Raw genomic sequence first — 11,638 nt, 5'->3', positions numbered from 1 at the left:
TTGGGGAGGGCTGCCCGCAGGCGTACGCACCACTCGAGGAGCTGATGCGCCGCCGCCTGGGCAGGGAGTGCCTGTACATGCCGTCGTGCCGTCTCAGGCTCTACAACGCGCTGCGCTCCGGGGCCGCGACGCCGCCCCAGGCACGCCGCACCCAGGAGGCCGCGCCCCGACGGCGGGGCCGTGGCGCGAACCGCAGGCCCAGTGGGCGGGAACGCCACGACGAGAAGATCACGGTCTACGTATCCGCCGAGGAACTCATGGACCTCGAGCACGCGAGGCTCGTCCTGCGCGGCGAGCACGGCCTGGCCGTCGACCGCGGCCGGATCGTCCGCGAGGCGGTGGCGGTGGTCCTCGCGGACCTGGAGCAGCGGGGCGACGCGAGCATCCTCGTGAGACGCCTGCGGGGTCGCTGACCGGATAGCCTGCGGGCGCGCCTGTCCCTCCCGCCCCCCCTGGACCCACATGCCCCCGAACGACGACCCGGCCCGCACCTCCCGCCGCCGCGCCCTGGGGCGGGGCCCGGGCACGTCGCCGCCGGCGGAGGCCGCCCCTGCGCCCGGCGGCGCGGTGGGAACGGAAACCGAGGGCGAACCCCGGGACTTCGACGACCGTGCGTCCCAGGGAGAGCCCGTGGGCGCCCAGGGCCGCGCGTCCCACGACGGCGAAGGGGACGTGGCGGCGGCCCTGGCCCCGGACGCCGACGGGGAGGCGGCGGCGGCCCCGGACACTGAGCCCGGCGTCGTCGACGCCGAGGACGCCCCGGCCGGGGGCACGAGCGAGGCGGAGGTGCCCGGCGGTGGCGGGCCCCCCGAGGGGGACGGGCGCTTCACGGTGCGGCTGGCGAACTTCGAAGGCCCCTTCGATCTGCTGCTGCAGCTCATCTCCAAGCACAAGCTCGACGTCACCGAGGTTGCCCTCTCCAAGGTCACCGACGAGTTCATGGCGTACATCCGCGCGATGGGGCCGGACTTGGATCTCGACCAGACGACCGAGTTCCTCGTCGTCGCAGCGACGCTGCTCGATCTCAAGGCCGCCCGGCTGCTGCCCGCCGCCGAGGTGGAGGACGAGGCCGACCTCGCGCTGCTCGAGGCGCGGGACCTGCTTTTCGCGCGGCTGCTCCAGTACCGCGCGTACAAGCAGATCGCCGAGATCTTCGCCGGGCGGCTGGACGAGGAGGCCAGCAGGTTCCCGCGTACCGTCGGGCTCGAGCCGCATCACGCCGAGCTGCTGCCCGACGTCGTCATCAGCATCGGGGCGGAGGGCTTCGCCAGGCTCGCGGTGAAGGCCATGCAGCCCAAGCCGAAACCCCAGGTGTACGTGGACCACATTCACGCGCCGCTCGTCAGCGTCCGTGAGCAGGCCGGCGTCGTCGTCGGGCTGCTGAGGGAACGCGGCCGGGCCACCTTCCGGGAGCTGACGGAAGGCGTCGACGACACCCTGACCGTCGTCGCCCGCTTCCTCGCCCTGCTGGAGCTCTACCGTGAGAAGGCCGTCGCGCTGGACCAGGACGAGGCGCTGGGGGAGCTGACGGTGGTCTGGGCCGGCGCCGAAGCCGAATCGGTGACGGTGACCGACGAATTCGATCAAGTCGTGGAGGAGAAGCCATGAGCGACGACCTCAAGCCGGCCCTCGAGGCCGTTCTCATGGTCGTCGACGAGCCGGCCACCGAGGAGCACCTCGCCAAGGTGCTGGAGCGCCCGCGACGGCAGGTGTCGGACGCGCTGCGCGAGCTCGCGGACGAGTACACCGTGCAGGGCCGCGGCTTCGAGCTGCGGCTCGTCGCGGGCGGCTGGCGGTTCTACAGCCGCCCGGAGCACGCCGCCGCCGTGGAGCGCTTCGTGCTCGACGGGCAGCAGGCGAGGCTCACCCAGGCCGCCCTGGAGACTCTCGCGGTCGTCGCGTACCGGCAGCCCGTGAGCCGGTCACGGGTCTCCGCGGTGCGCGGAGTGAACTGCGACGGCGTCATGCGCACCCTCCTTCAGCGGGGTCTCGTGGAGGAGGCGGGCGCGGAACCCGAAACAGGTGCGATCCTGTACAGGACGACGAACTACTTTCTGGAGCGGATGGGCCTGCGGGGCCTGGACGAGCTTCCGGAGCTCGCGCCCTTCCTACCGGAGGCGGACGCGATCGAGGCCGAGACGCAGGAAGGCGTTCCGTCGTTCGATCCGGACGCTCCGGACACAGACGACGCAGACAGACACTCAAACAATCAGACGGAATTTTGATGCGAAGCAGCAGCGGCAGGAACAGCAGCGGAAACAACGGCGGGAGCCGTGGTGGCAACAGCGGCGGCCGCGGCAACAGCGGCGGGCGCGGCAACTACAGGGGTGCCGGCAACAGCCGCGACGACAAGCAGAAGCGCGCGGGCAAGCCCCGTCCCGAGGAGCGCCGCTACGACGTGGGCGGCTCGCCGGAGGCGCCGAAGAAGGGGCGCGGCGGCGCGGCCCGCGGCGGAGCCAAGGGCGGCCCCAGGCAGTCGCCCCAGCGCGGCGGCGGCCGCACCGCTCCCGCGCGTTCGCGTGAGTACGACGCCCGCACCGAGGAGCGCAACCGCGAGCGTTACGCGAACAAGCCGGAGATCAGGACCCCCAAGACCTTCGGTGACCAGGAGGGGGAGCGGCTGCAGAAGGTGCTCGCCCGCGCCGGCATGGGTTCGCGCCGGGCCTGCGAGGAGCTGATCGACGCCGGCCGTGTAGAGGTCAACGGCAAGATCGTCATCGAGCAGGGCGTCCGCGTCGACCCCGAGAAGGACGAGATCAAGGTCGACGGTCTGACCGTCGCGACCCAGTCGCACCTCTTCTTCGCGCTGAACAAGCCCGCCGGAGTCGTCTCCACCATGGAGGACCCCGACGGTCGTCAGTGCCTCGGCGACTACGTCACCAACCGCGAGACCCGTCTGTTCCACGTCGGCCGGCTCGACACGGAGACCGAGGGCATCATCCTGCTCACCAACCACGGCGAGCTGGCCCACCGCCTCACTCACCCCAAGTACGGGGTGAAGAAGACGTACCTCGCCGCCATCCAGGGGCCGCTGCCGCGTGAACTGGGCAAGCGTCTCAAGGACGGCATCCCGCTCGAGGACGGCTACGCCAGGGCCGACCACTTCCGCGTGGTCGAGAACACCGGCAAGAACTACCTCGTCGAGGTCACCCTCCACGAGGGCCGCAAGCACATCGTGCGCCGCATGCTCGCCGAGGCGGGCTTCCCGGTCGACAAGCTGGTGCGGACCTCGTTCGGGCCGATCTCGCTCGGCGACCAGAAGTCCGGTTGGCTGCGGCGACTGACCAACACCGAGGTCGGCATGCTGATGAAGGAAGTCGGCCTGTAGGAGGCGGCCTGCGGAGTCGGCCTGCAGGGGTGCCGGGAAACCGGCCCGTAGGGGAACATACGCCCAGAAAGAGCCCGTGACCTGTCCCAGGTCACGGGCTCTTCGCCGCCTTGCGGGCTTGTGGCGACCGCCGGATCCGCTTTATAGTCAGGATGACTATTAAGGAGTCGGCGTGAGTCTCGCGGATTTTCTTCAGCCCCTGCAGCAGCCCCTGTTCACCGTGCTCGAAACCCCGGTGAGCTGGACCGAGTTCCTCGGCTTCGGCAGCGGTGCCCTCTGCGTATGGCTCGTAGCGCGTCAGCACATGGCCAACTGGCCGATCGGCATCGCGAACAACGTCTTCTTCATCCTGCTCTTCACTCAAGCGGGCCTGTACGCCGACGCAGGCCTGCAGGTCGTCTTCATCACCCTCGCCGTGTACGGCTGGTGGACCTGGACCCACGGGGGTGGCCCAGGCTCTGCCGTTCTGCCGGTGCGACGCACCACCCGCACCGAGTGGACCTGGCTGCTCGCGGCGGGGGTGGTGGGGACCCTCGCGCTGACCGTTCTCCTCGACCGGGGTACCGACTCGACCGTCCCCTTCTGGGACGCGCTGACCACCGCCCTGTCCCTGATGGCGACCTACGGCCAGTGCCGCAAGCGCGTCGAGTCGTGGTGGCTGTGGATCGCCGCCGACGTGGTGTACGTACCGCTGTACGCGTACAAGGAGCTCTACCTCACCTCCCTGCTCTACGTCGGCTTCATGACCCTGTGCGTACTCGGCCTGCGCAACTGGTCCCGCGACGTGTCCGCACGACAGCCGGACGCCGTGGGGGTGAGCGCATGAAGCGCTACGGACACGGCCTGGTGCTGGGCAAGTTCTATCCGCCGCACGCGGGTCACCACCATCTCGTACGGACCGCGGCCGACCGCTGCGAGCGCCTCACCGTCCTCGTGTGCGCCGCCTCGGTGGAGTCGCTGTCGCTCGAGGACCGCGTGGCGTGGATGCGCGAAGTGCACCCTGGAGTACGGGTCGTCGGCACGGTCGACGACATCCCCGTCGACGTGAACGACCCCGCCGTCTGGGACGCGCACATGGCCGTCTTCCGCGCCGCTGTGCCCGGACGCGTGGACGCCGTCTTCACCTCCGAGGCGTACGGAGAGGAGCTGGGCCGCCGCTTCGGCGCCGAGTCCGTCTGCGTCGATCCCGGCCGCAGTGTCTTCCCCGTCTCCGGGACCGCCGTGCGCAAGGACCCCGTCGGCTGCTGGGACTTCCTCGAGCCGCCGGTGCGCGCCGCGCTCGCCCGCCGCGTGGTCGTCCTCGGCGCCGAGTCCACCGGCACCACCACGATGGCCTGGGCCCTCGCCGAGCACTACCGGCGGCGCGGCGGGGTATGGGCACGGACCCGCTACGTGCCGGAGTACGGGCGGGAGTTCAGCGAGCACAAGCTGACCGCCCTGCGCACACTGCACCCGGGCGCGAGCTGGGAAGAGGTCACGTTCGCGTCGAAGGAGTTCCCGCTCATCGCACGGCGGCAAGCACAGCTGGAGGAGGAGGCGGCGCGGGCCGGGTCGCCCGTCGTCTTCTGCGACACCGACGCCTTCGCCACCACCATCTGGCACGAGCGCTACATGGGCGGCCTCTACCCCGCCGCGCACGAACCCCGCAGACAGCACCTGTGGCTGCTCACCGACCACACCGGCGTCGGCTTCGAGGACGACGGCCTGCGCGACGGAGAGCACCTGCGGCCCTGGATGACCGGCCGCTTCCGGGAGGAACTGGCCCGCACCGGCCGCCGCACCGTCGAACTCACCGGACCGCACGAGCGGCGGCTCGCCACCGCCGTCGCAGCCGTCGACGCACTCATCGGCGAAGGCTGGGACCTCGCCGACCCTCTTCCGGAGACACCATGAGCGCGACACGCCCGGCGGGCTACGACCCGTACGCCTTCGAACCCTTCGCCGTCACCGTCGACCTCGCCGTCTTCACCGTTCGGGAGGGCCGGCTGCAGGTCCTGCTCGTCGAACGCGGGCAGGAGCCCTACCGGGGCGTCTGGGCGCTGCCGGGCGGCTTCCTGCTGGCCAGGGAGTCCGCCGAACAGGCCGCCCGCCGTGAACTGGCCGAGGAGACCGGCCTGACGGAGCAGACCGCCGCCGACCTCCACCTCGAACAGCTGCGCACGTACAGCGACCCCGACCGCGACCCCAGGATGCGGGTCGTCTCCGTCGCCTACACCGCGCTCGTACCGGACCTGCCGGAGCCGCGCGGCGGCGGCGACGCCGCGCGTGCCCGGTGGACGCCGCTGCCGGCGGCCGCACCTCCCTCGGACCTCGGCCGGGGGGACCCCCGTCTCGCTCCGCTCGCCTTCGACCACGACCGGATCCTCGCCGACGCGCGGGACCGCATCGGGGCCAAGCTCGAATACACCTGTCTCGCCACCGCCTTCTGTCCGAGCGAATTCACGCTCGGCGAGCTCCAGCAGGTGTACGAGACCGTCTGGGGCGTCGAACTCGACCGTCCCAACTTCCGGCGCAAGGTCCTCGCCACCCCCGGCTTCGTCGAGGCCGTCGAGGGCGAGCCGCGCCGCACCGGCGGTCGAGGGAAACCCGCCGCGCTCTACCGGGCGGGAGCCGCGTCCGCCCTGCACCCACCACTCCTGCGACCGGAGGGACGGCAGCAGACATGACCACTACGAGGAGCACCAGGACCATCACCAAGCAGGCAGCCACCGGCTCGCTGACCGGGCTCGCGCTCGGCGACGCGCTCGGCTTCCCGACCGAGTTCAACGACGTGCCGTCCATCCTGGCCAAGTGCGGGCCGTGGCGGCAGATGGAGCTGCCCACGCCGGCGATCGTCACCGACGACACCCAGATGACGCTCGCCCTCGCGCGCGGCATCCGTACGGCGATGTCCCGAGGCCTGCTCGTCGCGTCCCGGCTCGTCCGGCCGGTGCGCGACGAGTTCGTCGACTGGTACCACTCGCCGGAGAACAACCGGGCCCCCGGCCGCACCTGCCTCGTCGCCTGCCAGAAACTCGACAGCGACCGGCCCTGGCAGGAAGCCAGCCAGATCGACTCCAAGGGCTGCGGAGCCAACATGCGTGTCGCGCCCGTCGGCCTCGTCCCGGGACTGAGCGAGGAACAGCGCGCCGGCGCAGCGCAGTTGCAGGCCGCACTCACCCACGGCCACCCGACGGCGCTCGCCGCGAGCGACCTCACCGCCCGCGCGGTGTACCTGCTGGCGCAGGGCGCCGAACCGACCGGACTGGTGGGACAGCTGCGCTCGTACGCGTACGAGAACCGCAGCCGCTATCTGCACCGTTGGCTCGGAGACCTGTGGACGTATGCGCACGACCCGACACCTGAGGCGTTCATCGCGCGCGGCTGGGACGAATGCCTGCAGATCCTGGAACGGCTGACCGCGGCGCTGCGCGCGCCGGAGCCGGAGCTCGACCCCTGTCTGGCCACCGGCGACGGCTGGATCGCGGAGGAGGCGCTCGCGACGGGCCTGCTGTGCTTCCTGATGTTCCCCGAGGAACCCCTGACGGCCCTGCGCCGTGCCGCGTGCACCAAGGGCGACTCGGACTCCATCGCCTGCCTCGCCGGCGCCTTCGCGGGCGCCCACCTGGGGGCCGGGGCATGGCCCAGCCAGTGGGCGGACCGGATCGAGTACCGGGGGGAGCTCGTGACGCTGGGGGCGCTCTGGGACGCTTGAACTCAGCCGGCCGACGCCCTCCGGGTCCTCACCAGGAAGTCCTGCACGCGGGCCCGGTCCGGTTCCGGAGGGAGGGGGGAACCCAGGGTTGCCGCGTGCGCCTCTTCGGCGAGGCGGGTCATCCACGACTCCACCCGCTCCCACCGCATCTCGCCGCGCTTGACCTCCAGCAGCCGTTCGCGGTCCGCGCCCACATCGATGACCAGCTCACCCGTGCGCAGCAGGTCACGGCAACTGGCCAGCAGCCGCAGCAGATGCATCGCGTGCTTCCACCGCGGCGCGCCGTGCTGCCGCACGTCCGCCTCCAGCTTCCTGCGCTGGCCGGTCGCGTACCGGACGAACGTCTCGTGCGCCCGGCGGGACAGGAACGCCCCGCGCAGGGACAGCAGTTCGCGGCCGGTGTCGTCGACGTGCTCGACGAGGGGGGAGTGCAGGCACTCCAGGACGTTCGGGTTGGCGCGCAGAGCCAGCTCCAGGAAGCGTTCCAGCTCCCAGGAGAACTGCTCCTCGGCCGGACCGTCGATGTGCGTGGGCGGCTTCTCGAACCCCCAGAAGAGCCGCGTGGGAGCCAGGAACACCCCGCGCCGGTCGGTGTCGCTGTCGTCGGTGGCCAGCCCGAAGGCGCGCGACCCCATGACACAGGAGTAGACCGTGTGGTCGCGTACGAGTGTCTCGGGGTTCATGCGCGAGAGGGTACGTGACGAGCCCCGGGCTCCTCGGACTACGTCAGCCGGATCGAGTCCCCCGAGACGGTGATCTGCTCCGGCGGCAGCGGCTTCGTCGCCGGACCCTCGACGACGGAGCCGTCGGCGATCTTGAACTTGCTGTGGTGGCACGTGCAGTTGATCGTGCCGTCGGTCACGTTCCCCACCGTGCACCCCTGATGTGAGCAGACCGCGGAGAACGCCTTGAACTCACCCGCCTTCGGCTGGGTGACGACAACTTTCCTGTCGGCGAAGATCTTGCCGCCGCCGACCGGGATGTCGGCGGTGGTGGCGAGTTCCTCGCCCGCGGGGGAGGGCGAGCCGTCCCGCCCTTGTGTGCTCCGCGGCTGCGTGGCCGGGGCGTCCCCGCCACCGTCTCCGCCCCCGCAACCCGTCACCAGGGCGGCGGCGCCCGCCGCGCCCGCCGCCAGGACCGTCCGCCGGTGGGTGCTCATGGCAGTCTCCTCAAGCTCGGGAACCCGATCCGCTCGGGCACGAGCATCCTGACCCGGGAAGCGGCGGAGAAGAAGTACCCGGGCAGTGTGTCCGCCCGCCGACCGGGTGTGCGCCCCCTCAGTTCCAGGGGATGAGCCGATGAGGACGGCCCTCCGCGTCCCGGCGGACCGTCATCACGGCCCGGACCGCCGACCGCTCCACGGGCCCGTGGACATGAGGGAACCGCCCCCCGGTCCCCTCCCGGCGGACCTCGGCCCCCAAACCTGCCTCGTCGATGACGAGAACCAGCAGCTCCGGCACCTCGCGGTAGTACGCGTCCGCGACGGCCAGCGCCGAGGCTTCGTCGGCGGAGCAGTGCACAAAGCCCTCGGCGGCCAGCGATGCGGGGGCGTACGGCCGCTCGGGGGCGGCGGTCCAATCGGCCGCGGGTACGACATGGAAGATCATGGGCCCAGTTGTAACGCAGACACGGCGGGCCGCTGCCCGCCCCGTCTCGCAGGGCGGTCGCCGCGGCCGTCCTGCCGCGCGCTGACTACGCTGAAACCCGGAGCACCCGCGCAGGCAGGCACTGGCAAACACTCAGGTGAGCACTAAGGAGCACGACGTGGCGGTACGAGCGGTCCGTGGAGCCGTCCAGCTGGAAAGGGACGACGCCGGACACATGGACGAGCAGGTCAGCGAGCTGCTCACCGCCGTTTTGGAGCGCAACGGCCTGGTCCCCGACGATCTGATCAGCGTCTGGTTCACGGCCACCCCCGACCTCCACAGCGACTTCCCGGCCGCCGCGGCGCGCAAGCTCGGCATCGTCGACGTGCCGCTGATCTGCGCGCAGGAACTGGACATCGCCGGCGCCATGCCTCGGGTGGTGCGCATACTCGCCCATGTCGAGTCCGACCTGCCCAAGGCGGAGATCGCCCACGTCTACCTCGGCGCCGCAGCCGCCCTTCGCAAGGACATCGCCCAGTGAGAAGCGCGCTCGTCATCGGAACCGGACTGATCGGCACGTCCGCGGCGCTGGCCCTCGCGGGCCGCGGGGTCGCCGTGCACCTCGCGGACCACGATCCGGAGCGGGCCCGTACCGCCGCCGCGCTCGGCGCGGGCACGGAGGAGCAGCCGGAGGGGCGCGTCGACCTGGCCGTCGTCGCCGTGCCGCCGGCGCACGTCGCCACGACGCTGGCCGACGCCATGCGTGCCGGCGTCGCCCGCGGCTACCTCGACGTCGCCAGCGTCAAGGGCGGCCCGCGGCGGGAGCTCGAGGCGCTCGGCATCGACCTGTCCGGCTACATCGGGACCCATCCGATGTCCGGCAAGGAACGCTCCGGCCCCCTGGCGGCCACCGCCGACCTCTTCGAGGGCAGGCCGTGGGTGCTGACACCCACCCGCGACACGGACACCGAGGTCCTCAACCTCGCGCTGGAGCTCGTCGCCCTGTGCCGGGCCGTCCCCGTCGTGATGGACGCCGACGCCCACGACAAGGCGGTCGCTCTCGTCTCCCACACGCCGCAGCTCATCTCCTCGATGGTCGCGGCGCGGCTCGAGGACGCCGACGACACCGCGGTACGGCTCTGCGGGCAGGGCATCCGGGACGTGACCCGTATCGCGGCTTCCGACCCCCGGATGTGGGTGGAGATCCTGTCCGCCAACCCGGGCCCGGTGGCCGATGTGCTGGCCGGAGTGGCTGCCGACCTCGACGAGACGGTCCGTGCGCTCAGGTCCCTGCAGTCCGCCGACGAGTCCAAGCGCCAGGACGGCGCCGAGGGGATCGAGGACGTCCTGCGCCGTGGCAACGCGGGCCGGGTGCGGGTACCCGGCAAGCACGGCGCGGCGCCGGCGGCGTACGAGGTCGTCGCGGTGCTGATCAGCGACCAGCCCGGCGAACTGGCCCGCATCTTCGCGGACGCCGGTCGCGCCGGCGTGAACGTCGAGGACGTCCGCATCGAGCACGCGACGGGGCAGCAGGCGGGTCTGGTCCAGCTCATGGTCGAACCCACGGCGGCGACGGTCCTGACGGCGGCCCTGCGGGAGCGGGGCTGGTCGATCCGCCAGTAGCCGACGACGCCGGTAGCTGCCTTGGCCGGCGGCCGACGGTCGGGTGCAGCCTTCGCGCAGCGCCCGACCGCCGTCCCGAGGCGCCCCTGCGAAAGGGGCCCGGCGGCCCCTGGGACCGGCCTCGGCGGAGGGGTGCAGAAGCGGTGTTCCGCACTCGGTAACCTTGTGCTGGGTGATTCGGCGCTCCCGCCCACCCACTCCCACCGACCTGGAAGGTGTCCGACACCGTGGAATCCGTGATCGTCGCCATCGATGGCCCCTCCGGCACGGGCAAGTCGAGCACCTCCAAGGCCGTCGCGTCCGCGCTGGGCCTGAGCTACCTCGACACCGGCGCGCAGTACCGAGCGATCACCTGGTGGATGATCAGCAACGGCATCGACGTGTCCGACCCCGCCGCGATCGCCAGCGCAGCCGGTAAGCCCGTGATCGAGTCCGGCACCGACCCGGCCAAGCCGACGATCACCGTCGACGGCCTCGACGCCTCCGGTCCCATCCGTGAGCAGGAGGTCACCTCCAAGGTCAGCGCGGTCAGCGCCGTCGCCGAGGTGCGCACCCTGATCACCGAGCTGCAGCGTTCCATCGCCGCGGCCGCGGAGAAGGGGATCGTCGTCGAAGGCAGGGACATCGGCACCACCGTGCTGCCCGACGCCGACCTGAAGATCTTCCTGACCGCGTCCCCCGAGGCCCGTGCCGCCCGCCGCAGCGGCGAGCTCAAGGGCTCGGACGTCTCGGCCACCCGCGAGGCCCTGATCAAGCGGGACGCGGCCGACTCCAGCCGTAAGACCTCGCCGCTCGCGAAGGCGGACGACGCGGTCGAGGTCGACACCACCGACCTCACCCTTCAGCAGGTCATCGAGTGCGTCGTGACCCTCGTTGAGGAGAAGCGGGCCGTCAAGTGACCGTACCCTCGCAGAAGGGCGCGGCCGTCGGGCGGGGCATCGGCATCGGGTTGATGTACGGGCTGTGGAAGCCGCGTGTACTGGGCGCGTGGCAGGTCCCGGCCGCCGGGCCGGTCATCCTCGCGGTGAACCACTCGCACAACATCGACGGGCCGATGCTCATGGGCACCGCGCCCCGGCCCGTCCACTTCCTGATCAAGAAGGAGGCGTTCGTCGGTCCTCTGGACCCGTTCCTGACCGGGATCGGGCAGCTCAAGGTGGACCGCACGACCGCCGACCGCGCCGCCATCACCAGCGCGCTCGGTGTGCTGGAGAACGGCGGCGTCCTCGGCATCTTCCCGGAGGGCACCAGAGGCGAGGGCGACTTCGCCTCACTGCGCGCCGGGCTCGCATACTTCGCGGTGCGCGGCGGCGCCCCGATCGTGCCGGTCGCGGTGCTGGGAAGCACCGAGCGCCGCGGGCGGTTGATACGGGCGCTGCCTCCGCTGCGCAGCAAGGTCGACGTGGT

Annotated in this window: 14 protein-coding genes and 1 pseudogene; 12 read left to right on the top strand and 3 right to left on the bottom strand. The window is 71.6% G+C overall.

Annotated features, from left to right (window positions below):
* The 8 genes and pseudogenes from ABZ070_RS30930 to ABZ070_RS30895 form a co-directional block, all read left to right on the top strand.
* Window positions 1-413: pseudogene (locus ABZ070_RS30930) on the top strand (hypothetical protein); the annotation flags it as partial.
* A 49-nt stretch (window positions 414-462) separates the two neighbouring features.
* Window positions 463-1,608: a segregation/condensation protein A gene (locus ABZ070_RS30925; protein WP_356638641.1), complete on the top strand. Its 1,146-nt coding sequence runs from the start codon at window positions 463-465 to the stop codon at window positions 1,606-1,608.
* Window positions 1,605-2,225, top strand: a complete 621-nt coding sequence (gene scpB / locus ABZ070_RS30920; RefSeq protein WP_356638640.1) for an SMC-Scp complex subunit ScpB — start codon at window positions 1,605-1,607, stop codon at window positions 2,223-2,225. Before ABZ070_RS30925 ends, scpB begins: the two co-directional genes overlap by 4 nt.
* Window positions 2,225-3,328, top strand: a complete 1,104-nt coding sequence (locus tag ABZ070_RS30915; protein ID WP_356638639.1) for a pseudouridine synthase — start codon at window positions 2,225-2,227, stop codon at window positions 3,326-3,328. Before scpB ends, ABZ070_RS30915 begins: the two co-directional genes overlap by 1 nt.
* Before the next feature lie 172 nt (window positions 3,329-3,500).
* Window positions 3,501-4,154: a nicotinamide riboside transporter PnuC gene (pnuC, locus tag ABZ070_RS30910; RefSeq protein ID WP_356638638.1), complete on the top strand. Its 654-nt coding sequence runs from the start codon at window positions 3,501-3,503 to the stop codon at window positions 4,152-4,154.
* The gene (locus ABZ070_RS30905) at window positions 4,151-5,221 is read left to right on the top strand and encodes an AAA family ATPase (RefSeq protein WP_356638637.1); all 1,071 of its coding nucleotides are present in this window, start codon (window positions 4,151-4,153) and stop codon (window positions 5,219-5,221) included. Before pnuC ends, ABZ070_RS30905 begins: the two co-directional genes overlap by 4 nt.
* Entirely contained in the window at window positions 5,218-5,994 is a 777-nt protein-coding gene (locus ABZ070_RS30900) for an NUDIX domain-containing protein (RefSeq protein WP_356638636.1), read from the top strand. The genes ABZ070_RS30905 and ABZ070_RS30900 overlap by 4 nt, the downstream gene beginning before the upstream one ends.
* Window positions 5,991-7,022 (top strand): ADP-ribosylglycohydrolase family protein, encoded by a 1,032-nt coding sequence (locus ABZ070_RS30895; protein ID WP_356638635.1) that lies wholly within the window; start codon window positions 5,991-5,993, stop codon window positions 7,020-7,022. Before ABZ070_RS30900 ends, ABZ070_RS30895 begins: the two co-directional genes overlap by 4 nt.
* A gap of 2 nt (window positions 7,023-7,024) precedes the next feature.
* Here ABZ070_RS30895 and ABZ070_RS30890 read toward each other — a convergent pair whose 3' ends face one another.
* The 3 genes from ABZ070_RS30890 to ABZ070_RS30880 all read right to left on the bottom strand — a co-directional run bounded on the left by ABZ070_RS30890 (window position 7,025) and on the right by ABZ070_RS30880 (window position 8,629).
* Window positions 7,025-7,705, bottom strand: a complete 681-nt coding sequence (locus ABZ070_RS30890) for a nucleotidyltransferase domain-containing protein (RefSeq protein WP_356638634.1) — start codon at window positions 7,703-7,705, stop codon at window positions 7,025-7,027.
* Window positions 7,706-7,743: 38 nt separating this feature from the next.
* Window positions 7,744-8,181: a Rieske (2Fe-2S) protein gene (locus ABZ070_RS30885; protein WP_356638633.1), complete on the bottom strand. Its 438-nt coding sequence runs from the start codon at window positions 8,179-8,181 to the stop codon at window positions 7,744-7,746.
* A 118-nt stretch (window positions 8,182-8,299) separates the two neighbouring features.
* Window positions 8,300-8,629 carry a DUF952 domain-containing protein gene (locus tag ABZ070_RS30880; protein ID WP_356638632.1) on the bottom strand — a complete coding sequence of 110 codons (330 nt, stop codon included), beginning with the start codon at window positions 8,627-8,629 and terminating at the stop codon, window positions 8,300-8,302.
* A gap of 157 nt (window positions 8,630-8,786) precedes the next feature.
* Between ABZ070_RS30880 and aroH the strand changes: the two genes are divergently transcribed.
* The 4 genes from aroH to ABZ070_RS30860 form a co-directional block, all read left to right on the top strand.
* Entirely contained in the window at window positions 8,787-9,149 is a 363-nt protein-coding gene (aroH, locus tag ABZ070_RS30875; RefSeq protein ID WP_356638631.1) for a chorismate mutase, read from the top strand.
* Window positions 9,146-10,231, top strand: coding sequence for a prephenate dehydrogenase (locus ABZ070_RS30870; RefSeq protein ID WP_356638630.1), 1,086 nt, complete (start codon window positions 9,146-9,148; stop codon window positions 10,229-10,231). The genes aroH and ABZ070_RS30870 overlap by 4 nt, the downstream gene beginning before the upstream one ends.
* A gap of 215 nt (window positions 10,232-10,446) precedes the next feature.
* A complete protein-coding gene (gene cmk, locus ABZ070_RS30865; RefSeq protein ID WP_356638629.1) occupies window positions 10,447-11,130 on the top strand; it encodes a (d)CMP kinase in 684 nt (227 codons plus the stop codon).
* On the top strand, window positions 11,127-11,638 hold a 512-nt coding region (locus tag ABZ070_RS30860), incomplete at its 3' end, for a lysophospholipid acyltransferase family protein (protein WP_356638628.1). The genes cmk and ABZ070_RS30860, both read left to right, overlap by 4 nt.

The organism is Streptomyces sp. NPDC006283 (assembly GCF_040613325.1).
Lineage (GTDB): Bacteria > Actinomycetota > Actinomycetes > Streptomycetales > Streptomycetaceae > Streptomyces.
Note: the sequence above shows the minus strand (reverse complement) of the source record. Positions and strands in the feature narration are given on the sequence as shown.

Bases quoted from the DNA above. Each gene is read 5' to 3' on its own strand.
- ABZ070_RS30890 (WP_356638634.1), bottom strand. From the start codon at position 7,705: ATGAACCCCGAGACACTCGTACGCGACCACACGGTCTACTCCTGTGTC.
- scpB (WP_356638640.1), top strand. From the start codon at position 1,605: ATGAGCGACGACCTCAAGCCGGCCCTCGAGGCCGTTCTCATGGTCGTC.
- ABZ070_RS30915 (WP_356638639.1), top strand. From the start codon at position 2,225: ATGCGAAGCAGCAGCGGCAGGAACAGCAGCGGAAACAACGGCGGGAGC.
- ABZ070_RS30880 (WP_356638632.1), bottom strand. From the start codon at position 8,629: ATGATCTTCCATGTCGTACCCGCGGCCGATTGGACCGCCGCCCCCGAG.
- ABZ070_RS30900 (WP_356638636.1), top strand. From the start codon at position 5,218: ATGAGCGCGACACGCCCGGCGGGCTACGACCCGTACGCCTTCGAACCC.
- ABZ070_RS30885 (WP_356638633.1), bottom strand. From the start codon at position 8,181: ATGAGCACCCACCGGCGGACGGTCCTGGCGGCGGGCGCGGCGGGCGCC.
- ABZ070_RS30925 (WP_356638641.1), top strand. From the start codon at position 463: ATGCCCCCGAACGACGACCCGGCCCGCACCTCCCGCCGCCGCGCCCTG.
- ABZ070_RS30905 (WP_356638637.1), top strand. From the start codon at position 4,151: ATGAAGCGCTACGGACACGGCCTGGTGCTGGGCAAGTTCTATCCGCCG.
- ABZ070_RS30895 (WP_356638635.1), top strand. From the start codon at position 5,991: ATGACCACTACGAGGAGCACCAGGACCATCACCAAGCAGGCAGCCACC.